Below are 21,864 nucleotides of genomic sequence, written 5' to 3'. Positions count from 1 at the left end.
CTAAGTGCGGCGCGCGCCCGGGGGTGCCGTACGGGGCTTCGACTGTTCTTTCGGGTGTCCGTCCACCGGCTTCAGTACCTCCATCAGATGGTGCAGACGCGGCGACGACGCCAGCTCCTCCAAAGTGACCGGGTGGCCTTCCGCATCCGCGACGGGCAGCCGCCAGTTGGGGTATTGGTCCCAGGTGCCGGGCAGATTCTGCGGACGGCGGTCACCGACCGTGTCCGGGAGCCAGACGCCGACCATGCGGGCAGGGGTGCGCAGCAGGAAGCGGTGGACGGCGCGGACCGCCCCCTCCTCGTCGCCCTCGCCCTCCGGCAGCAGGCCGAGCCGGGCGAGCAGGCCGAGCCACGTGGCGGTGTCGGTGGCATCCTCGGCCTGTTCCTGCTCCAGGGTGTGGGTGAGCAGTCCCAGGCGGTGGCGGAGTGTCACATGGTCGCCGGTCAGCCGCGCGGCGGTGGACGGCAGGTCGTGGGTGGTGGCGGTGGCGAGGCAGTCCTCCCGCCAGCGCTCCGGGGGCAGCGGTCGGCCGGTGCCCGTCCAGTCGCGCTCGAACCAGAGCACGGAGGTGCCCAGCACTCCGCGGCGTGCGAGCGACTCGCGTACACCCGGTTCGACCGTGCCGAGGTCCTCCCCTATGACGACCGCCCCGGCCCGGTGCGCCTCCAGGACGAGGACGGCGAGCATCGCCTCGGCGTCGTGGCTGACGTATGTGCCCTCGGTGGGCGGTCTCCCCTCGGGGACCCACCAGAGCCGGAACAGGCCCATGACGTGGTCGATGCGCAGGGCGCCGGCGTGGGCGAGGAGCCCGCGCAGCAGCCCGCGGTACGGGGCGTAGCCGGACGCCGCGAGGACGTCGGGCCGCCACGGGGGCAGCCCCCAGTCCTGACCACGCGCGTTGAAGGCGTCCGGGGGCGCGCCGACCGACATACCGAGCGCGAAGGCGTCCTGCTGGGCCCAGGCGTCGGCGCCGCCGGGGTGCACGCCGACGGCCAGGTCATGGACGATGCCGACGGCCATCCCGGCGTCCCGCGCGACGCTCTGGGCGGCGGCGAGCTGGTTGTCGGTCAGCCAGGCGAGCCGGCAGTGGAGGTCCACCCGGTCGAGCAGCTCGGCACGCGCGCGGGCGACCTGCGGGGAGCGGGGGTCGCGCAGCGCGGACGGCCAGGCGTGCCAGTCGGAGCCGTGCACCTCCGCGAGGGCACACCACAGGGCATGGTCCTCCAGGGCCTGCCCCTGGGCGGCGAGGAAGTCGCAGTACGCGGCACGCCGGCCGGGGGTCAGCGGCACCTCCCGTACGAGTTCGAGAGCCTGACGCTTGAGCTCCCAGACGGCGTCCCGGTCGATCAGCGCGCCCTTGTTCAGCACGGTGTCGCTCAGTGTCTCGGCGCTCTGCCGCAGGTCGTCGAGGGCTGCCCGGTCCGGCACGTGCCCGTACTCCGGGATCGACTCGACGTGCAGATGCACGGGGTCGGGGAAACGGCGCGAGGACGGGCGGTACGGCGACGGATCGGTGGGTGCACCCGGCACGGCGGCGTGCAACGGATTGACCTGTACGAACCCGGCGCCGAGGGTCCGCCCGGCCCAGGCGGCGAGATCGGCGAGGTCACCGAGGTCGCCCATGCCCCAGGAGCGGCGGGAGAGCAGGGAGTAGAGCTGGACGAGGAAGCCGTGGGTGCGCCGCGGCGGCTGGGGTACCCGGGCCGGGGCGACGATCAGGGTGGTGGTCATCGTGCGGCCGTCCTGGGCGCGGACGGTCAACCGGTGCACACCGAGCGGGGGTTCCGTCCACCAGGCGGGGGCCGGGGCGGGTGCGTCGGGAGCGGAATCGGTACTGCCGGTTCCGGCAGTCGTCCCGACGGGGGCCGTCCCAGGAGACGCCGCCTCGAGAGCGACCACTTCGAAGGCCTGGGCGGAGCCCGCTCCGGAGACCGGGTCGGCGGCGGCACCGACGACCGTGCCGACCGTCGCCGAAACGGCCGGATCCGGTCGCCCGCCGGGCACCCGCATCCGCGACGTGGGAGGCGAACCGGCCGCGTCCTCGGGCTCGATCTCCAGCGTCGTGCCGGGCCGCAGGGCGGTCAGGGCGGGCGGCAGCGGTTCCCCCGCCCACACCACCAGCGTGGGCGGGAGCAGCCGGGAGGCGGCAACCGCCTCGGCGGCGGCAAGCGATTCCTGCACCGCTTCAGGGGTGGCGGCGTCCACGCCGAGCGCGGCGAGCACGGCGATGACCGTGTCGTCGGGGACGGACACCGTGACATCCGCGGACGGCGCGTAGGAGGTGGCGACGCCGTGCAGTGCGGCGAGCCGGGACAAGCCCATTCAGACTCCTGGGGACTCCGTGCCCCGCGCAGCGCCGGGGGCGGTCGGCTCGCTGGTCAGTGGGGCGATGACGGCGAGCGGCGGCTCGCTGGTCAGAGGTGCGGCATCGGCGAGCGGCGGCTCGCTGGTCAGGGGTATGACATCGGCGAACGCGGGCTCACCGGTCAACGGTCCGGGACCCGGCACCTGTTTGGACAGGGCGGAGAGCAGAAGCTGCGCAGCAGCGGGCATGGCGGCCTCCTGGCCGTGGAGAACTGGACACAGCAGGCCTACCCAGCGGACGCGGCCGCAGACATAGGCGTTACGACAACGACTTCAACGTGCCCCGGGTCACATTCCGTTCCCCAGCGGGCAGTTACCCGCAAGTTATCCGCCGTATTCGGCCATCTGACGCCATCTCTGCTGCGGCTGCCCGGTCGCCCCCGGCATCCCGCCCCATCCGTCACAACGGGCAAATACGGCACAACGGCCACACGCATTGACACCCTCGCGCGTGGGGTGGTGGGCTCGGAGCCCATCGGTGGGAGCGAGGGAGTGCGGCATGCGGCTCAGGCACAGAAAGCACGCCACGGCCGTCGCCGTCGCCGTGCTCGGAGGACTGCTCTCCACCGGAACCCCGGCCGCCTTCGCCGCGCCGTCGGACCCCGGCTCCCCCGCCGTCACCACACCCGACCGTACGGACGAGGACGCACTGCCCACCGTGTGGCCGCGGCCACAGACCATCAAGGCGTCCGGGACGGCCGTACCGCTCTCCACCGAGGTGACCCTCGTCGCCGGCGCGCACGCCGACCCGTACGCCGTCGACGCCGCCAGGCAGGTGCTGCGCGACGCGGGCGTGCGGACCGTGCACGAGGCACTGCCGGGACGCGGGCCGGTCGTCCGGGTCGGCGGCGACGGCGCGCAGGACGCCCTTCGCACGCTCCGCGCCCCCGAGCGCGCCGACCTGCCGTCCGGCGGCTACCGGATCGCGGTCGGCACGGTCGCGGGCCGGTCCACCGTCGCCCTGGACGGTGTCGGCGACGACGGCCTGTTCCACGCCGTGCAGACGCTGCGCCAGCTGGTCCGGAACGGAAGCGTCGCCGGGGTCACCGTGCGGGACTGGCCGGGCACCGCCGTACGCGGAATGACCGAGGGGTTCTACGGGCAGCCGTGGACCCGCGACGAGCGGCTCGCGCAGATCGACTTCATGGGGCGTACGAAGCAGAACCGGTACCTCTATGCGGCGGGCGACGACCCGTACCGGCAGGCCCGCTGGCGCGATCCGTACCCCGCCGAGCGGCGCGCCGACTTCCGGGCGCTGGCCGAACGGGCCCGTGCCCGGCACGTGACCCTCGGCTGGGCGGTCGCCCCCGGCCAGGCCATGTGCATGTCCTCCGACGGCGATGTGAAGGCGCTGACCCGGAAGATCGACGCCATGTGGGCGCTGGGCGTGCGCGTCTTCCAGCTCCAGTTCCAGGACGTCAGCTACAGCGAATGGCACTGCGACGACGACGTCGCCACGTTCGGCCGCGGCCCGGAGGCGGCGGCGAGGGCGCAGGCGCGGGTCGCGAGCGAGGTCGCCCGGCATCTCGCGCAGCGGCATCCGGGCTCGGAGCCGCTGTCGGTGATGCCGACGGAGTTCTACCAGGACGGGGCCACGGACTACCGCGCCGCGCTCGCCAAGGAGCTGGACGATCGGGTGCAGATCGCCTGGACCGGGGTCGGCGTCGTACCGCGGACCATCACCGGACAGGAACTGGCCGGTGCGCGCGCCACGTTCCGGCATCCGCTGGTCACGATGGACAACTACCCGGTCAACGACTACGCGCAGGACCGTATCTTCCTCGGCCCGTACACCGGCCGGGACCCCGCGGTCGCGATCGGCTCGGCGGCGTTGCTCGCCAATGCGATGGAGCAGCCGTCCGCGTCCCGCATCCCACTGTTCACCGCCGCCGACTTCGCCTGGAACCCGAAGGGTTACCTGCCGCAGGAGTCCTGGCAGGCGGCGATCGACGATCTGGCGGGCGACGACGCGGGGGCCCGGGAGGCACTGCGTGCGCTGGCCCGGAACAGTGCGACGTCCGTGCTGGGCGGCGACGAGTCGGCGTACCTGCGGCCGCTCCTGGCCGCGTTCTGGAAGTCCCGTACGACGACGGCGGACGCGACGGCGCAGGCGGACGCGGCGCGCGAGCTGCGGGCCGCGTTCACGGTGATGCGCCAGGCGCCGCAGCGGCTGAAGAGTCCGGCGGACGGGCGGCTCGACGACGAAGTGCGACCGTGGACCGAGCAGTTGGCCAGGTACGGCCGGGCGGGCGAACTCGCCGTCGATCTGCTGCAGGCCCAGGCGCGCGGCGACGGCGCGGCCGCATGGAAGGCGTCGCTGGCGCTGGAGCCGCTGCAGAAGGCCACCGGGGCCGGCGGCGCGACGGTCGGCAAGGGGGTCCTCGATCCGTTCCTGGACCGGGTGCGCAAGGAGGCCGACGCGTGGACCGGCGCGGACCGGGACGCCGGGACGGTGAACGAGGCCCCGGGCAGCTACACGGTCCGGCTGGACCGCGCGCGCCCGATGGAGGCCGTGACCGCGATGACCGTTCCCGGGGTGGGGGCGGACGCGACGCTGCAGGCCCATGTGCCGGGCGAGGGCTGGCGCAGCCTCGGCCCGGTGTCCCGGACCGGCTGGACCCAGACCGCGGCCGGTGGCCTGCGAACCGACGCGATCCGGCTGATCTGGCCCACGGGCTCCTTGGCGACGGCCCCGGGCGCGAGCGCGGGCACGCTGCCGCCGATCGTCTCCGGAACCGTCACCGCACCCGAAGCCCCCCGGGTACGCGCCCTCGTGCCGTGGTTCGGCGACGAACCCGTCGCCTGGCTCGATCTCGTACGTGGGGAGACCGACGCGGAGATCGGCGGCAGGCCGCAGCGGGTCCAGGCACGGCTCGCCGCCCGCCGCCCCGCCGCGGTGCGCGGCGCACTCACCGCGAAGGCCCCGCAGGGCATCAAGGTGTCCGTCCCAGGTCGGACGACGGTGCCGCGCGGGTCCAGTACCGACGTCCCGGTGGAGATCACGGTCCCGGCGGACACCCCGGCCGGCGAGTACGAGGTGCCCTTCAGCTTCGGTGGCGAGGAGAGCACCCTCACCGTCCGGGCCTACCCGCGTACCGCCGGCCCCGACCTGGTCCGCACCGCCACCGCCTCCTCGTCCGGCGACGAGACCCCGGACTTCCCGGCCACGGGCGCCTCCGACGGCGATCCCACCACCCGCTGGTCGTCCCCGGCCGAGGACGGCGCCTGGTGGCAGGCGGAGCTCGCGGAGCCCGCCAGGATCGGCCAGGTGGTGCTGCAGTGGCAGGACGCATACGCCTCCCGCTACCGCATTCAGGTCTCCGCGGACGGCCGTACCTGGCGTACGGCGGCCACCGTCCGGGACGGCAAGGGCGGCAGCGAGTCCGTCCGGATGGACGCGAAGGACACCCGTTTCCTCAGGATCCAGGGCGACGGGCGGGCCACCGAGTTCGGCTACTCGCTCTGGTCGGTGGAGGCGTACGCCGTCGCGGAGCAGAGCGACTGAGCAGCCCGGGGCGACCGGCCCCACCTGGGGCTGCCCCGGGCCTCTGTCGTCCCCGGAGCTGCCCCGAGGACGACAAAGGCCCGGGTCTCAGGCTGAAATGCCATCGATCCGGGCCATTGCGTCGTCCGCGCCGAACGGTTGCAGGTACGGCAGCCATCGCGGGTCCCTGTGCCCCGTCCCGATGATGCGCCAGGCGAGACCGGTCGGCGGCGCGGGCTGTTGGTGCAGCCGCCAGCCGAGCTCCGGCAGATGGCGGTCGGCCTTGACGTGGTTGCAGCGGCGGCAGGCCGCCACCACGTTGTCCCAGGCGTGCTGGCCGCCACGGCTGCGTGGAATGACATGGTCGACGCTGGTCGCCGCGGCGCCGCAGTACATGCAGCGGCCGCCGTCCCTGGCGAAGAGCGCCCGGCGGGTGAGTGGAACGGGCCCCCGGTAGGGGACCCGTACGAACCGCTTCAGGCGGACGACGCTGGGTGCCGGTACAGCACGGGTGGCACTGTGCATGAAGGCGCCGGACTCCTCGAGGCAGACGGCCTTGTTCTCGAGGACGAGGACGAGCGCGCGGCGGAGCGGTACGACGCCGAGCGGCTCGTACGACGCATTGAGAACCAGGACATGCGGCACGGTTGATGCCTCCTTGTACGCCGGCGGCGCGTGGCTCGCGCCGGGACGATCCGATCTCAGTCTCTCCTCCTGCCTGGTGGAAGCGCCACCACGTGCGAGTAACGGGCCGGAAGGATTTTCCCCGGCCCGCTGTCGCGCGCACCGCCCGAAGACCCCGGATCAGGCGCTTCGGGGCCGCAGCCGAGGCGGCCCCGACCCGGTGTGCGATCGGCCACACCCGGCCCGGCGCCCGGATTCCGCTCCGGTCCCCACTCCTCCTGTATCCCCGGCTCAAACGGGTCTCTCCCCTACGTCACGGCAACGGAGCACTCCGGATGCCCCGTTAGTGTGGTTGGTCAGCCCTCGCCCATATGGAGGTTCCGCCGTGTCTCTGTCCGCGCTGTTGGCCGCTGCACCGTCACCCGAGCCGGGCGGCTCGCTGGACGAAGCCGCCAAGCAGGCCGGCGATGCCGCGGGCTGGGTGGAGGAGAACTGGTCCACCTGGCTGAACACCGGTCTTCGTATCGTTCTCATCGCGGCGATCGCGATCGTGTTGCGCATCGCGATCCGTCGTGCCCTCAGCAAGCTCATCGAGCGGATGAACCGCAGCGCCCAGGCCGTCGAGGGCACCGCGCTCGGCGGGCTGCTGGTCAATGCGGAACGCCGACGTCAGCGCTCCGAGGCCATCGGGTCCGTACTCCGGTCGGTCGCCTCGTTCCTGATCCTCGGTACGGCCGCCCTGATGATCCTGGGTGCGTTCCAGATCGATCTGGCCCCGCTTCTCGCCTCCGCCGGTGTCGCCGGCGTGGCGCTCGGATTCGGCGCGCGCAACCTCGTCACCGACTTCCTCTCCGGCGTCTTCATGATCCTCGAGGACCAGTACGGCGTCGGCGACACCATCGACGCGGGCGTCGCCTCCGGCGAGGTCATCGAGGTCGGGCTGCGGGTCACCAAGCTGCGCGGCGACAATGGCGAGATCTGGTACGTCCGCAACGGCGAGGTGAAGCGGATCGGCAACCTCAGCCAGGGCTGGTCGACCGCCGGGCTCGACGTGCAGGTACGCCCCACGGAGGATCTCGACCGGGTACGCACGGTGATCACCGAGGCCGCCGCGAGGATGGCCAAGGAAGACCCGTGGAACGAGCGCCTGTGGGGTCCGGTGGAGATCCTCGGCCTGGACTCCGTGCTCCTCGACTCGATGACGGTCCGGGTGACGGCGAAGACGATGCCGGGCAAGTCCCTGGGCGTGGAGCGCGAGCTGCGCTGGCGGATCAAGGGGGCCTTCGACGAGGCGGGCATCCGGATGGTCGGCGGCGTACCGGCGCAGCCGGACGAGGCGTCGGCGGCGGACCCGACGGCCGCGATGGCCGCCCCGTCGGCGTACGCGTCCGCGACGTCGCCGCAGTCGCTGGCCACGTCGCCGATCACCCCGCCGTCGAACCTGGGCAAGTAGGGCCCGGGATCCGAGGGCCTCCGGCCCGGCCCGTGAGGAGCCGCGCCGGGCGCCCTTCCGCGTGACAGGGGCTCGACCGGGCCGCGCAGCTTGGCGTGAATGCGGCTTGACCGGCCCTCCAGGTAACGCTTTGGTTGCCAGCGAAGCCCTGCCCATTGACGGGCCGGTGACGTGCGCCATACCGTCCTCTCACCGAATAGGAAAGTTTCCTAACAGAGGGCAGGTGCTCATGGCCGGAACAACACCGGGTACCCCCCGCGTCCTGCGGGCCATGAACGACCGGGCCGCCCTCGACCTGCTGCTGGAGCACGGCCCCCTCTCCCGGACCCGGATCGGCAAGCTGACGGGCCTCTCCAAGCCCACCGCCTCGCAGCTGCTGGCCCGGCTGGAGGCGGCCGGTCTGGTCGTCGCCACCGGCACCGTCGCGGGACGCCCGGGGCCCAACGCCCAGCTGTACGCGGTGAACGCCCGGGCCGCCCATGTCGCCGGGCTCGATGTGAACGCCCAGCGGATCGTCGCCGCCGTCGCCGATGTGACCGGTGAGACGGTCGGCGAGTTCGAGCTGCGCACCCCCGGCCGGCGCGCCGACAGCGTGGTGCGGCAGGTGACCGAGGCGCTGGACGGCGCGGTCAAGGACGCCGGACTCACCCGTGCCGAGGTGCACCGGGTGGTCATCGGCACACCGGGCGCCTTCGACCCCGGCACCGGACGGCTGCGGTACGCCTCCCATCTGCCCGGCTGGCACTCCCCCGCACTGCTCGACGAGCTGGCCGCGTTCCTGCCGATGCCGGTCGAGTACGAGAACGATGTGAACCTCGTCGCCGTGGCCGAGCAGCGGCTCGGGGCGGCACGTGGACACGACGACTTCGTTCTGCTGTGGAACGAGGAGGGGCTCGGCGCCGCCCTCGTCATCAACGGACGGCTGCACCGCGGCTTCACCGGCGGCGCCGGCGAGGTCGGCTTCCTGCCGGTGCCCGGCGCCCCGCTGGTCCGCCAGGTCACCAAGGCGAACTCGGGCGGCTTCCAGGAGCTGGCGGGCGCGCAGGTGCTGTCCCGGCTGGCCGGGGAGCTCGGCATAGACGACGAGCTGAGCCGCGCGGACGGCACCCACCATGAGGTCGCGGCCGGCCTGGTCGCCCGGGCCGCCCAGGCCGCGGAGCTCGGCGAGGACGGCCCGTACGCCCGGCTCCTCGATCTGTTCGCCACCGGGCTCGCTACCGGTCTGGCCTCCATGGTCGCCGTGCTCGACCCCGAACTCGTGGTGCTGTCGGGCGAGTTGATAGCGGTCGGCGGCGAACCGTTGCGCGAGCGGGTGCAGGCGGAACTCGCCGAGCTGGCGGCCTCCCGGCCCCGGCTGATCACCGGCGCCGTGACCCACCGGCCCGTACTGCGCGGAGCGCTGGAGAGCGCCCTCGCCACGACCCGCGACGAAGTCTTCGACACCTCACGCTGACCCCCGCCGCGGCCGTCCCCACGCGGACCCGCACCTTCACAGACCCGCACGTTCGCAGTCCCAGCCTCTTCCCCGTCCCAACCCATCGGGAGACACTGCCATGTCCGGAAACCGCCGGAAGACGGCCGCCGCGCTCGCCGCGACCGCCGCGATATCCCTCTTCGCCTCTGCCTGCACCGGTCAGAGCAGCAACGGCGCCAGTGATGATCCGTCCAAGGAGACGACCATCAACTTCTGGCACGGCTGGAGTGCCCCGGGTGAGGTCAAGGCCATCCAGGCCACGGTCGACGCCTTCGAGAAGGCGCACCCGAACATCCATGTGAAGGTCGTCGGAAACATGACCGATGACAAGATCAACCAGGCTCTGCGGGCGGGCGGTTCCAAGGCCCCTGACGTGGTCTCCTCGTTCACCACGAACAATGTGGGCAAATTCTGCTCGTCCAAGGCCTTCATCGATCTGAACTCCTTCCTGAAGAAGGACGGGATCGACCCCGACAAGACGTTCCCGAAGGCGATGAACGAGTACACCCAGTACGACGGGGTGCGCTGCACACTGCCGCTGCTCGGTGACGCGTACGGGCTGTACTACAACAAGGACGCGTTCAAGGCCGCCGGGATCACCGCCCCGCCGAAGACCTGGTCGGAACTGGCCGAGGACGCCAAGAAGCTGACGAAGAGCAAGGGCGACTCGTACGAGCAACTCGGCTTCATGCCGAACTACCACGGCTACGAGTCGACGACCGAGCACTACCTCGGCGGCTGGAACCCGACGTACTTCGACGCCGACGGCAAGTCGAACATCGCCAAGGACCCGGCCTTCGCGTCCATGCTCACCACACAGAAGAAGCTGGTCGACGACCTGGGCGGCTACGCGAAGCTGGAGAAGTACCGGACCTCGTTCGGTGACGAGTGGGGCGCCAAGCACCCGTTCCACACCGGCCAGGTGGCCATGCAGCTGGACGGTGAGTGGCGGCTCGGCATGGCCGAGGACACCAAGCCGAAGTTCGAGATCGGGGTGGCCCCGATGCCCGTCGCCGACGACGAGGCCGACACGTACGGCAAGGGCTACCTGACCGGCACCATCGCCGGTATCGCGTCCACCTCCACCAAGCAGAACGCGGCGTGGGAGCTGGTGAAGTTCATGACGACCGACACCGACGCGGTGGTCGCCTTCGCCAACGCCATTCACAATGTGCCGTCGACGATGGCCGCCCTGAAGTCGCCGAAGCTGAAGTACGACCCGCGGTTCAAGACCTTCCTGGACATCGCCGCGAACCCCGACAGCACCACCACCCCGCCCTCGGTGAACGGCGGCGCGTACCTGGTGTCCCTGCAGAACCTCGGATTCGACATCGAGAAGGGCAAGCAGACGGACATCAAGGCGGGCCTGGAGAAGACCGCCGAGGAGATCGACGCAGCCATCGCGCAGGCGAAGTAGCACCGCGATGACCACGTACACACTCCGTTCGAAGCGCCGAACGGCGGCACTGCGAACGGCGGCCTTCATGTCGCCGTGGCTGATCGGGTTCTGTGTCTTCTTCGCCTACCCGCTGATCTCCACGCTCTACTTCTCCTTCACCCACTACGACGGTTTCGCGGCCCCGGAGTTCAACGGGCTGAAGAACTGGTCGTACGTCTTCGACGACTACCCGCTGTTCTGGCCCGCCCTGCGCAACACCTTGTGGCTGGTCGTGGTGATGGTCAGCTGCCGGGTCGTCTTCGGTCTCGGCGTCGGCCTGCTGATCACCAGGATCAAGACGGGTACAGGTGTCTTCCGCACCCTGTTCTACCTGCCGTATCTGGCTCCACCGGTCGCGGCGACACTGGGTTTCGTCTTCCTGCTCAACCCGGGTACGGGGCCGGTCAATTCGATCCTCGGCGATCTGGGGCTGCCCACGCCGGGCTGGTTCACCGACGCCACCTGGTCCAAGCCGGCCCTGACCGCGCTCGCGGTGTGGGGGGTGGGCGACCTGATGGTGATCTTCATGGCCGCGCTGCTCGACGTACCGAAGGAGCAGTACGAGGCGGCGGAGCTGGACGGGGCGACCGCGTTCCAGCGGTTCCGCTTCGTCACGCTGCCGAACATCTCGCCGATCGTGATGTTCGCCGTGGTCACCGGGATCATCCAGACGATGCAGTACTACACCCAGCCACTCGTGGCGGGGAAGGTCGCCTCGGGCGTCATGGGCGGCTCCGGGCAGCAGTTCGAACCGGGATATCCCGACAAATCGACACTGACGCTTCCGCAGCTCGTCTACAACCTCGGCTTCCAGCGTTTCGACTACGGGTCCGCCTGTGTGGTCGCGCTCGTTCTCTTCGTACTCGCCATGGCGTTCACCGCACTGCTGATGCGGCGCCGCAGCGGGCTGATCCAGGCAGGTGAGTGACGTGGCGCAGGCTCTCGACACCTTCAAGGCCGCCGACCCGTCCGCCGGGCCGGTCACCCCGGCCGAGCGCGTCGCACGCCGCAAGGCACTGCTGAACTGGATCGCCGTGCACACGCTCGGCGTCGCGGCCGCACTCTTCTTCGTGCTGCCGTTCGTCTTCCTGTTCCTCACCTCGCTGATGAGCGACCAGCAGGCGCTGACCCGCGATCTGTGGCCGCACCCCTTCGAGTGGAGCAACTACCGCAGGGTGTTCGACACCCCGGGCTTCCTGACCTGGTGGAAGAACACCCTGCTGTACGCGGGGCTCGGCACCGTCCTCACGGTCGTGTCGTCGCTGCCCGTGGCCTACGCGCTCGCCAAGTTCCGCTTCCGCGGCCGGCAACTGTCGCTGATGCTCGTCATCTCGATGATGATGCTGCCGCCTCAGGTCGTCGTCATCCCGATGTACCTGTTCTGGGCGAAGCAGCTGGACATGTCCGGGACGCTCTGGCCGCTGATCATCCCGATGGCCTTCGGTGACGCGTTCTCCATATTCCTGCTGAGGCAGTTCCTGCTGACCATCCCGAACGAGTACCTCGACGCGGCGAAGGTCGACGGCTGCGGCGAACTGCGCACCCTGCTGAAGGTCGTGGTGCCGATGGCCAGGCCGGGCATCGCCGCCGTCGCGCTGTTCCAGTTCTTCTACGCCTGGAACGACTACTTCGGGCCGCAGATCTACGCCTCCGAGAACCCGGCCGCCTGGACGCTCAGTTACGGACTGGAGTCCTTCAAGGGCGCACACCACACCGACTGGAACCTGACCATGGCCGCGACCGCACTGGTCATGGCCCCCGTGATCCTCGTCTTCTTCTTCGCCCAGAAGGCTTTCGTCGAGGGCGTCACACTGACCGGAGTAAAGGGCTGACATGAAGCTCGCAGTAGTTGGTGGCGGGTCCACCTACACACCTGAACTGATCGACGGGTTCGCCCGGCTGCGGGACACACTCCCCGTCGAGGAACTCGTACTCGTCGACCCGGCGGCCGACCGCCTCGAACTGGTCGGCGGCCTCGCCCGGCGGATCTTCGCCAAGCAGGGCCACCCGGGCCGGATCGTCACCACCTCGGACGTCGACGCGGGCGTCGCAGACGCCGACGCGGTCCTGCTCCAGCTGCGCGTCGGCGGCCAGGCCGCCCGCAACCAGGACGAGACCTGGCCGCTGGAGTGCGGTTGCATCGGCCAGGAGACCACCGGAGCCGGCGGTCTCGCCAAGGCACTGCGCACCGTCCCGGTCGTCCTCGACATCGCCGAGCGGGTCCGCCGCGCCAACCCCGACGCCTGGATCATCGACTTCACCAACCCGGTCGGCATCGTGACCCGGGCGCTGCTCCAGGCCGGCCACAAGGCCGTCGGCCTGTGCAACGTGGCGATCGGCTTCCAGCGCAAGTTCGCCGCGCTGCTCGACGTCACCCCCGGCGAGGTGCACCTCGACCACGTCGGCCTCAACCACCTGACGTGGGAGCTCGGGGTCAGGCTCGGCGGCCCGCACGGCGAGAACGTGCTGCCGAAGCTGCTCGCCGAGCACGGCGACACGATCGCCGACCATCTGCACATGCCCCGGGCGATCGTCGACCGGCTCGGCGTCGTCCCCTCGTACTACCTGCGGTACTTCTACGCGCACGACGAGGTCGTACGCGAGCTCGGCAGCAAGCCGTCCCGGGCGGCCGAGGTCGCCGCGATGGAGAAGGAACTCCTCGCCATGTACGGCGACCCGGCCCTGGACGAGAAGCCCGCACTGCTCGCCAAGCGCGGTGGCGCGTTCTACTCGGAAGCGGCCGTGGACCTGGCGTCCTCGCTGCTGGGCTCCGGCGGCTCCGCCGTGCAGGTGGTCAATACGTACAACAAGGGGACGCTGCCGTTCCTGCCCGACGACGCCGTGATCGAGGTCCAGGCCCGCGTCGACGGCACGGGCGCGACACCGCTCGCCGTTCCCGAACTGGACCCGCTGTACGCCGGTCTGATCTCCCATGTGACGGCGTACGAGGACCTCGCCCTGGAAGCGGCGCTCCGCGGGGGCCGGGACCGGGTCTTCAAGGCACTGCTCGCCCACCCGCTGACCGGCCAGTTCGAGTACGCCGAGGCGCTCACCGACAAGCTGATCGCGCACAACCGGGAGCACCTGGCGTGGGCGTGAACGCTGCGGTCCTCGCCATCGACGCGGGGAACAGCAAGACCGATGTGGCACTGATCGGACCGGACGGAACGGTGCTGAGCACGGCCCGCGGGGGCGGCTTCCAGCCGCAGGCCGTCTCCGTCGCGGCGGCGGTCGACGTCCTCGGCGCGACGCTCGACGAAGCGCTGGCGAAAGCACGTGGGACCGCGGGCCCCGTCGACTCCGTCGGTCATGTGTCGGCCTGTCTCGCCAACGCCGATCTCCCGGTCGAGGAACGGGAGTTGACCGAGGCACTGCGGAACCGGGGCTGGGGCGACACGGTCGAGGTCCGTAATGACACCTTCGCGATCCTGCGCGCGGGCGTCGACGAGCCACGAGGAGTCGCCGTCGTCTGCGGCGCGGGGATCAACTGTGTCGGCATGGTGCCGGACGGGCGGACCGCCCGCTTCCCCGCGATCGGCCGGATCTCCGGTGACTGGGGCGGCGGTTCGGGTCTCGCCGAGGAGGCCATGTGGTTCGCCTCGCGGGCCGAGGACGGGCGCGGGGAGCCGACGGAGCTGGTCCGCGCGCTCCCCGCCCACTTCGGGCTCGACTCGATGTACGCGCTGATCGAGGCGGTGCATCTGGGACACATCGAGCTCGAGCGCCGGCACGAGCTGACGCCGGTGCTGTTCGCGACCGGTGCCGCCGGGGACCCGGTGGCACGTGCTCTGGTGCACCGGCTCGCGGAGGAGGTCGTCGCGATGGCCTCGGTCGCGCTGACCCGCCTCGGGCTGCTGGACGAGGAGGCACCGGTGGTGCTGGGGGGCAGCGTGCTGGCGGCCCGGCACCCGCAACTGGACGACGCGATCGCCGAACTCCTTGCGGTACGAGCCCCGAAGGCGGTGATCCGGCTGGTGGCGGAGCCGCCGGTGCTGGGCGCCGGACTTCTGGGCCTGGACCGCACGGGGGCGGCGCCGGAGGTGCACAACAGGCTTCGTGCGCAGTACGCCTGACGCATCGGGAACATCAGGAGCACGGACGGGCGTCCTGCGGCCATTGTGCTGCGGGACGCCCCTTGCGTACGGGAACCGATCAGTTGTCCCGAACGTGTTCATGGATGGGGAGATCGGTCCGCTTCGGGGGCTTCTCCGCCGATCGTCTTGATCGGCGGCGCCGTCCTTGATCGAATGCGTGTGCATCCGTGGCCCGGTGCAGGATCCAGGCGTTCCTGGTGTGGATGTCAGTCCCTGCGGCCATACTTCTGGCCGGGCACCAGTCCCCCGATCGGCCGGGGGGCGTGCCACCGTCAGCGACCGAGGGGGAGGTCACGTGACATACCCGCCGAATGTGCGCACGGCGCCGGAGCACGCGTCGGCCCAACCGCCCGCGCCCGTGCCCGTGTCGGTACCCGCGCCGCGTCGCAGCGCCTGGTCCGGGTCGACGGCGCGGCTGAGGGCCGCGGCGACGACCGAACCGGGCAGGCTCCAGATCATCGGGGCCGCGCTGGCGGCACTCGTCATCGCATTCGGAGCAGTGACGGCGTTCGAGATCTCCGGCCGTGCCGCCGCCACCGACGACGTGGTGAGCCGCAGCCAGCCACTGAGCGCCGAGGCGGCGAACATCTACCGCTCGCTGGCCGATGCGGACACTGCGGCGGCCAGCGGATTCCTCGCGGGGGCGCAGGAGCCGCGCGATGTCCACGAGCGGTACGAGAAGGACATCAAGGACGCGTCCAGGCTGCTGGTGAAGGCGGCGTCCACCACGGACGCGTCGTCGCCGTCGGGGCAGGAGATCACCAAGCTCAACGAGGAACTCCCCCGGTACACCGGTCTGATCGAGCGGGCCCGCGCCAACAACCGGCAGGGGCTGCCTCTGGGCGGCGCCTATCTCCGGTACGCGAACCAGAAGATGTCCACCGAGCTGCTGCCGGCCGCCGAGCGGCTGTACACGGCGGAGACCGGCCGGCTCGACCAGGACTACGACTCCGCGAGAGCGTGGCCGTTCCTCTCTCTGGGCCTCGGTGTCGTGGCGCTGGGTGCGCTGTTCTGGGCACAGCGGCGCAACTACCGCAGGACGAACCGGGTCTTCAACCACGGGCTGCTCGCCGCGACCGCCGCGTCGACGGTACTGCTGCTGTGGCTGGGCGTGGGGCACACGGTCGCGCGGTCCGAACTGCAGGACGCCAATGTGCACGGGCAGCAGTCGCTCGATGTGCTCAATCACGCGCGGATCAACTCGCTGAAGGCGCGCGCCAATGAGAACCTCACCCTCGTCGCCCGCGGCGCCGTGCTGACCGCGGACGGCAAGAACGACAAGTACCAGACCGACTACACCACGGGCATGAAGGCCCTCCGCGAAGAGCTGGGGACGGCCAGGAAGCTCGCCGACGACTCCCAGGGGAGCGGGCCGGTGGCGGATGCCATCAGCGGTGTCTCCGAGTGGCAGGGCCGCCACCGGACCGCCCGCACGACCGACGACAACGGCGACTACGAGGGCGCGCTGAAGCAGATCATCGGGCCCAGGAACTCCACCGGGGAGTCGTTCAACCGGGTGGACGAGGCGCTGGAGAAGGCACTCGCCCATGAGCAGGGCGAGTTCACCCGGGCCGCCGAGGACGGGCGCGGGGCGCTGGGCGGGCTGCCGATCGGGGCGGCCGCTCTCGCCGTACTGGCCGCGGTCGCCGCGATCGTCGGGGTCAACCGCAGACTGTCGGAGTACCGGTGAGAGGGGGAACGATGACCAGGACCTTTTCCACCCGGGGCAGGCTGCGCGGCTGGGGCGGGGTGACGGGGATGGCCGTGGCCTGCGCGGTGACGGCATCCCTCACCCTGCTGCCGCTCTCGCACGGCGGCTCCGGGCCGTTCGGCGTCGGACTCTCCGGGCCGGGTACGGCCGCGGCGGTGCCGGCCAGCGCCGACGACTGCACGGACCCGGAGGCGAGCCTGCAGCCGTCGAGCGCCGACGGACCGGGCATCGAGAAGATCAAGGAGCGCGGGAAGCTGATCGCCGGTGTCGACCAGAACAGCTTCCGCTGGGGCTACCGCAACCCGGAGACCGGGAAGCTCGAGGGGTTCGACATCGACCTGGTGCGGGCCATCGCACAGAACATCCTGGGCGACCCGGACAAGGTGATCTTCCGGGCCATCCCCACCAACCAGCGCATCGCCGCCCTGGAGAACGACAAGGTCGACGTCGTCGTCCGGACGATGACGATCAACTGCAGCCGGCTGGACCAGGTGTCGTTCTCCACGGCCTATTTCCAGGCCGGTCAGCAGGTCCTCGCGCCGAAGGACTCGCCGATCACGGGGTACGACAAGTCCCTGGCCGGCAAGCGGGTCTGCACCGCCGAGGGTTCCACCGCTTACGAGGCACTGGAGAAGCAGTCGTTCGGCGCCAAGTTCAAGGATCCTCACGACGGCACCGAGGCGGACGAGGACCAGCTCACCGTCCCCAACCAGCTGGACTGCCTGGTCCGGCTGCAGTTGGGCGAGGTCGACGCGGTGGTCACCGACAACGCGCTGGCGGCGGGCCAGGCCGCCCAGGACCCGGCCGTCGTCCTCAAGGGCGACAAGCCGTTCACCACCGAGTACTACGGCGTGGCCACGAAGCACGGGGCGAACGACCTGGTGGCCCGGGTCAACCAGGTGCTGGTCGACTACCGCAAGGGAGGCAAGGACAGCCCCTGGATGGTGTCGTACCGGAAGTGGCTGGCGAGCGGACTGCCCGGGATATCGGCGCCGCCTGCGCCCAAGTACCGGAGCAACTAGTCCTTGATCCTGCCGGGCCCGGCCCGGCAGGGAGAGCAGAGAGGTGATCGATGGGCGTCGCGGGCCCCTTCCCCGGCTACGCGGGGAAGCCCCCCGGCCCGGTCCTGGACCGGGACGAGGCGGACCGTGCGCTGGCCCGGCTCGGTGCGGAGCACGAGGCGATCGAGACCTCGCTCCTCGCCCTGCAGGACCATGCCGGCCGCCGTCTCCTGGAGGGCGCCGATCTGACCGGTGTCACGAAGGAGCGCTGGGCCACCACCGAGCAGTCGATCACGCTGCTGTGGGGGTATTTCGACGCCTACGCCGCAGCGATCGAGGAGGCCCGTGAGATCCGGGCCAGGCGGCGCTCCCCCAACCATGACGACCTGCTGGCGCTGACCGAACTGCTGCGCGGCCAGAGCGTCACGATGGCGTCCACCGCCACCCGGGTCGATCCGTCGATCACCGGCCCGGCCAAGCTCTCCGAGCGGTTCTCGCTGGAGGAGCTGGTCGCACGGATGAACGACCTGTACGCGCGCTCGCTGGACATGGTCGTCGCCTCCGACTCCGTCTGGTCCGCGCTGCCCGCCCGGATAGATCTGCTCGCCGCCGAGCTGCGCCGTACGCGTTCGCTGGCGCACTCCGTCGGCGTACGGCCCGGGGAGCATCCGGCGGGCGACGACCTGGAGTCGATCACCCATGAGCTGACCACGCTGCGGGTGCAGGTGATCTCCGATCCGCTGGCGTTCTGGCTGCCGGGCCCCGGCAGCGCGGCACCCGGCGGCGGCCGTCCGGACACGGCGCGCTACGACCGGGCGGCCCGCGCCCTGGACGACGTGCGCCGCGAGATCGAGGCGGTCCTCGCGGTCCGGCAGGACGCCGAGCAGCGCCTCGTCCAGCTGCGCGACGTGCTCTCCCGGGCGGACCGCACGCTGGCCGAGGCCAGGTCGGCGCGCGGCGAGGTACTGGCGAAGATCGCCGCCTCCGAGGTGCCCGCGGTCAGCGGCCCGCCGACGGCCCTCCAGGAGCGGCTGGCCGCCGCGTCGGAGTACCGCAGGCACGCCCAGTGGCACCGGCTCTCACCGCTGCTGGAGTCCCTGGAGCAGGAGGCCGAGGACGAACTGCTGCGCGCCCGCGAGTCGCTGACCGCGGTCACCGCGCCGCTGGCGGTCCGGGCGGAGCTGCGCGGCCGGCTGGACGCGTACAAGGCGAAGGTCGCCCGGCACGGCCTGGCGGAGGACCTGGTCCTGATCGAGCGGTACGACGCGGCGCGCCGCATGCTGTGGAGCGCGCCGTGCGATCTGCGGGTCGCCTCGCAGGCGGTGCTGCGCTACCAGGAGGCGGTGGCGGAGCTGCTGAACCCGCGCCGGCCGTTCGCACCGGAGGACCGCCGATGAGCAGGCGTACGAGTACGGGCAGGGCGAACAGGCCGCTGCCGCGGCGGGGCGAACAGGGGGACAGACCATGAGTACGCAGTGCCAGCGCCCCTCGTGCGAGGGCAATTACGAGGACATGGGCGGCGGTGAGCTGTACTGCGACACCTGCGGTCTGGCTCCGGTCGTCTCGCCGACGGGGATGGTGAGCTCGCCGCCCACCGGTATCGCGGCCGGCGGCGCGAGCGGCAAGGGTGGCAAGGGCGGCAACAGCAGTTCGGCGCGGAGCGGTTCGCGGGCGTCGTCCCGGGCCTCCTCGCGCGCCTCGGCCCGCTCGTCGACCTCGCGGCGTTCGGTGTCGGGGCGGCTGTCGCGTTCCCTGTCGGGCAGCGCCACGTCCCGCTCGGTGTCGGTGCGTTCCTCCGGTTCGTCGACGGGGGCGTCCGGGCGCAACCGGCTGGGAGCGGGTCTGGTGCAGGTGCCGGACGTGCCGCGCCCCGACCCACGCTCCGCGGTGATGGAGAACCCGCAGGTGCCGGAGCGGAAACGGTTCTGTTCGCGCTCCGACTGCGGGGCCCCGGTAGGCCGGTCACGTGGTGAACGGCCGGGCCGGACCGAGGGGTTCTGCACCAAGTGCGGTCACCCGTACTCCTTCGTGCCGAAGCTGCACGGCGGCGACATCGTGCACGGCCAGTACGAGGTGGCGGGCTGTCTGGCGCACGGCGGGCTCGGCTGGGTCTATCTCGCGGTGGACCGTGCGGTCTCGGACCGCTGGGTGGTCCTCAAGGGCCTGCTGGACACCGGCGACCAGGACGCCATGGCCGCCGCGATCTCGGAGCGCCGCTTCCTCGCCGAGATCGAGCACTCCAACATCGTCCGGATCTACAACTTCGTCGAGCATCTCGACCAGCGCACCGGCTCGCTCGACGGCTACATCGTGATGGAGTACGTCGGCGGCAAGGCGCTCAAGGAGATCGCGAACGAGCGCCGTACCCCCTCCGGGAAGCGGGATCCGCTGCCGGTCGAGCAGGCCTGCGCGTACGGCATCGAGGCGCTGGAGGCGCTCGGCCATCTGCACAGCCGCAATCTGCTGTACTGCGACTTCAAGGTCGACAACGCGATCCAGACCGAGGACCAGCTCAAGCTGATCGACATGGGCGCGGTGCGCAGGATGGACGACGAGGAGTCGGCCATCTACGGCACGGTGGGCTATCAGGCGCCGGAGGTCGCGGAGGTCGGCCCGTCGATCGCCTCCGATCTGTACACGGTCGCACGGACGCTCGCGGTGCTCACCTTCGACTTCCAGGGCTACACGAACGTCTTCGTGGACTCGCTGCCGGACCCGGACAACATCGAGGTGTTCCGGGCGTACGAGTCGTTCTACCGGCTGCTGGTGCGGGCCACGGATCCGGATCCGGCGAGACGCTTCGCCTCGGCGTCGGAGATGGCGGAGCAGCTGACGGGGGTGTTGCGGGAGGTCGTGGCGCTGCAGACGGGGCGGCCTCGGCCGGCGCTCTCGACGCTGTTCGGCACGGAACTCCGCGTCACGGACACGCAGTTGTTCGCCGAGCTGACGGACGATGTGTCGCGACTCGGGGTACGGACGGAGCCGGCCGGCCGGCGTGGCGGGAGGAACCGGGGTCCGGTTGCGGCGTTCGGCGGGGTTCCGGTCGCCTCGCCGACGGCGGTCGGGCATGTGGCGCCCGGTGCGCCGCCGTTCGTTCCCGGGCAGTCGGCTCCGGGGGCCGCACCGCTGTCGGCCTCCGCCACGCACGTACGGGGCGGCAACGGCGCCCCGTACGTGCAGACGCAGGTGGTCGTTCCGGCACCGCGGGTCGCGCCCGCACCGGCCGGCCCCGGCCCGCTGCCGGCGACCTCCGCCCCGGGCGTGCCACGGCTGGCCGGGCTCGACGCGCGGGCCACCTCGCTCGCGCTGCCCGTACCGCGGGTGGACGCCAACGACCCCAACGCGGGCTTTCTCGCCGGGCTGATGGCGTCCGCACCCGCCGAACTGATTGCCGCATTGCAGGCCGTACCCGCCGCCTCGCTGGAGACCAGACTTCGGGAACTGCGCGCCCGCCTGGAGATGAACGAACTGGGGTCCGCCGGCCAGACCTTGACCGGTCTGGAGGCGCAGCACCCGGACGACTGGCGGGTCGTCTGGTACCGCGGTATCACCTCGTTGGTGACGGGTGACAACGAGACCGCCGCGCTGTCGTTCGACGCCGTCTACGACGCGTTCCCCGGTGAGCCCGCTCCCAAGCTGGCGCTGGGCATCTGTGCGGAGGTCCTCGGCCAGCTGGACAACGCCGCCGAGTACTACCGCCTGGTGTGGACGACCGACCCGAGCTTCGTCAGCGCCGCGTTCGGCCTGGCCCGGGTGCAGATAGCGGCCGGGGACCGGGCCGGGGCCGTACGGACGCTGGAATCCGTGCCCGAGGCGTCGATCCACTACACGGCCGCCCGGGTCGCCGCCGTACGGGCCCGGCTGCGTGAACGCGCCCCGCACGAGCCGCTGATCGCCGATCTGACGGCCGCCGCCGACCAGGTGTCCGGGCTGCAGAGTTTCGGACTGGACGCGGTGCGCCGTGAGCAGCTGTCGACCGAGGTACTGGGAACGGCGCTGGACTGGGTACTCTCCGGTAGCCCCACGGACCGGCCGGACTCCCCGCAATCCCGAGCTCCTGCCGGACCGAGGATGCTGCTCGGCAGCGAGGTGGACGAACGCGGGCTGCGTTTCGGTCTCGAGCGTTCGTACCGGATGCTCGCCCGGCTTGCGCAGCGTGGCGACGAGAGGATCGAACTGGTGGAGCGGGCCAACCGCTTCCGCCCCCGGACGTGGGTGTGA

The 21,864-nt window shown here is 71.3% G+C and carries 15 protein-coding genes; 12 read left to right on the top strand and 3 right to left on the bottom strand.

Features of this window, described 5'->3' with window-relative positions; translation table 11 throughout:
* Nucleotides 1-2,322, bottom strand: coding sequence for a 4-alpha-glucanotransferase (gene malQ / locus OG963_RS29435; RefSeq protein ID WP_093774290.1), 2,322 nt, complete (start codon nucleotides 2,320-2,322; stop codon nucleotides 1-3).
* Complete coding sequence (locus OG963_RS29430) at nucleotides 2,323-2,553, bottom strand: hypothetical protein (protein ID WP_093774288.1); 231 nt, start codon at nucleotides 2,551-2,553, stop codon at nucleotides 2,323-2,325.
* A gap of 310 nt (nucleotides 2,554-2,863) precedes the next feature.
* Here OG963_RS29430 and OG963_RS29425 point away from each other — a divergent pair, with 310 nt between their 5' ends.
* On the top strand, nucleotides 2,864-5,869 hold the full coding sequence (locus tag OG963_RS29425; protein WP_371799642.1) for a beta-N-acetylglucosaminidase domain-containing protein: 3,006 nt from the start codon (nucleotides 2,864-2,866) through the stop codon (nucleotides 5,867-5,869).
* Nucleotides 5,870-5,956: 87 nt separating this feature from the next.
* Here the strand turns inward: OG963_RS29425 and OG963_RS29420 are convergent, their stop codons facing one another.
* Nucleotides 5,957-6,493 (bottom strand): HNH endonuclease, encoded by a 537-nt coding sequence (locus OG963_RS29420; RefSeq protein WP_371799641.1) that lies wholly within the window; start codon nucleotides 6,491-6,493, stop codon nucleotides 5,957-5,959.
* A 364-nt stretch (nucleotides 6,494-6,857) separates the two neighbouring features.
* On the opposite strand from OG963_RS29420, the gene OG963_RS29415 reads away from it, so the two are divergent.
* The 11 genes from OG963_RS29415 (at nucleotide 6,858) to OG963_RS29365 (ending at nucleotide 21,864) form a co-directional block, all read left to right on the top strand.
* A complete protein-coding gene (locus OG963_RS29415; protein WP_030921384.1) occupies nucleotides 6,858-7,925 on the top strand; it encodes a mechanosensitive ion channel family protein in 1,068 nt (355 codons plus the stop codon).
* A gap of 229 nt (nucleotides 7,926-8,154) precedes the next feature.
* On the top strand, nucleotides 8,155-9,378 hold the full coding sequence (locus OG963_RS29410) for an ROK family transcriptional regulator (RefSeq protein ID WP_093774283.1): 1,224 nt from the start codon (nucleotides 8,155-8,157) through the stop codon (nucleotides 9,376-9,378).
* A gap of 100 nt (nucleotides 9,379-9,478) precedes the next feature.
* Nucleotides 9,479-10,816 carry an ABC transporter substrate-binding protein gene (locus OG963_RS29405; protein WP_319736273.1) on the top strand — a complete coding sequence of 446 codons (1,338 nt, stop codon included), beginning with the start codon at nucleotides 9,479-9,481 and terminating at the stop codon, nucleotides 10,814-10,816.
* Nucleotides 10,817-10,823: 7 nt separating this feature from the next.
* The gene (locus tag OG963_RS29400) at nucleotides 10,824-11,765 is read left to right on the top strand and encodes a carbohydrate ABC transporter permease (protein ID WP_093774278.1); all 942 of its coding nucleotides are present in this window, start codon (nucleotides 10,824-10,826) and stop codon (nucleotides 11,763-11,765) included.
* 1 nt (nucleotide 11,766) lies between these two features.
* Nucleotides 11,767-12,669, top strand: coding sequence for a carbohydrate ABC transporter permease (locus OG963_RS29395; RefSeq protein ID WP_030921393.1), 903 nt, complete (start codon nucleotides 11,767-11,769; stop codon nucleotides 12,667-12,669).
* Between the two features lies 1 nt (nucleotide 12,670).
* Complete coding sequence (locus OG963_RS29390; protein ID WP_371799640.1) at nucleotides 12,671-13,936, top strand: 6-phospho-beta-glucosidase; 1,266 nt, start codon at nucleotides 12,671-12,673, stop codon at nucleotides 13,934-13,936.
* Nucleotides 13,927-14,910 carry an N-acetylglucosamine kinase gene (locus OG963_RS29385; protein WP_093774274.1) on the top strand — a complete coding sequence of 328 codons (984 nt, stop codon included), beginning with the start codon at nucleotides 13,927-13,929 and terminating at the stop codon, nucleotides 14,908-14,910. The genes OG963_RS29390 and OG963_RS29385 overlap by 10 nt, the downstream gene beginning before the upstream one ends.
* 316 nt (nucleotides 14,911-15,226) lie before the next feature.
* On the top strand, nucleotides 15,227-16,621 hold the full coding sequence (locus tag OG963_RS29380; protein WP_371126396.1) for a hypothetical protein: 1,395 nt from the start codon (nucleotides 15,227-15,229) through the stop codon (nucleotides 16,619-16,621).
* An 11-nt stretch (nucleotides 16,622-16,632) separates the two neighbouring features.
* Nucleotides 16,633-17,664 (top strand): glutamate ABC transporter substrate-binding protein, encoded by a 1,032-nt coding sequence (locus OG963_RS29375; RefSeq protein WP_093774270.1) that lies wholly within the window; start codon nucleotides 16,633-16,635, stop codon nucleotides 17,662-17,664.
* A gap of 50 nt (nucleotides 17,665-17,714) precedes the next feature.
* Nucleotides 17,715-19,040 (top strand): hypothetical protein, encoded by a 1,326-nt coding sequence (locus OG963_RS29370; RefSeq protein WP_093774268.1) that lies wholly within the window; start codon nucleotides 17,715-17,717, stop codon nucleotides 19,038-19,040.
* 67 nt (nucleotides 19,041-19,107) lie between these two features.
* Complete coding sequence (locus tag OG963_RS29365; protein WP_093930300.1) at nucleotides 19,108-21,864, top strand: serine/threonine-protein kinase; 2,757 nt, start codon at nucleotides 19,108-19,110, stop codon at nucleotides 21,862-21,864.

It is taken from the genome of Streptomyces sp. NBC_01707 (assembly GCF_041438805.1).
Classification (GTDB): domain Bacteria; phylum Actinomycetota; class Actinomycetes; order Streptomycetales; family Streptomycetaceae; genus Streptomyces.
This window is presented reverse-complemented; position numbering and strand designations above follow the sequence as displayed.

What these genes read in the sequence shown, in the direction of transcription:
- malQ (WP_093774290.1), bottom strand. Translation starts at nt 2,322, where the DNA reads ATGGGCTTGTCCCGGCTCGCCGCACTGCACGGCGTCGCCACCTCCTAC.
- OG963_RS29430 (WP_093774288.1), bottom strand. Translation starts at nt 2,553, where the DNA reads ATGCCCGCTGCTGCGCAGCTTCTGCTCTCCGCCCTGTCCAAACAGGTG.
- OG963_RS29425 (WP_371799642.1), top strand. Translation starts at nt 2,864, where the DNA reads ATGCGGCTCAGGCACAGAAAGCACGCCACGGCCGTCGCCGTCGCCGTG.
- OG963_RS29410 (WP_093774283.1), top strand. Translation starts at nt 8,155, where the DNA reads ATGGCCGGAACAACACCGGGTACCCCCCGCGTCCTGCGGGCCATGAAC.
- OG963_RS29405 (WP_319736273.1), top strand. Translation starts at nt 9,479, where the DNA reads ATGTCCGGAAACCGCCGGAAGACGGCCGCCGCGCTCGCCGCGACCGCC.
- OG963_RS29400 (WP_093774278.1), top strand. Translation starts at nt 10,824, where the DNA reads ATGACCACGTACACACTCCGTTCGAAGCGCCGAACGGCGGCACTGCGA.
- OG963_RS29390 (WP_371799640.1), top strand. Translation starts at nt 12,671, where the DNA reads ATGAAGCTCGCAGTAGTTGGTGGCGGGTCCACCTACACACCTGAACTG.
- OG963_RS29375 (WP_093774270.1), top strand. Translation starts at nt 16,633, where the DNA reads ATGACCAGGACCTTTTCCACCCGGGGCAGGCTGCGCGGCTGGGGCGGG.
- OG963_RS29370 (WP_093774268.1), top strand. Translation starts at nt 17,715, where the DNA reads ATGGGCGTCGCGGGCCCCTTCCCCGGCTACGCGGGGAAGCCCCCCGGC.
- OG963_RS29365 (WP_093930300.1), top strand. Translation starts at nt 19,108, where the DNA reads ATGAGTACGCAGTGCCAGCGCCCCTCGTGCGAGGGCAATTACGAGGAC.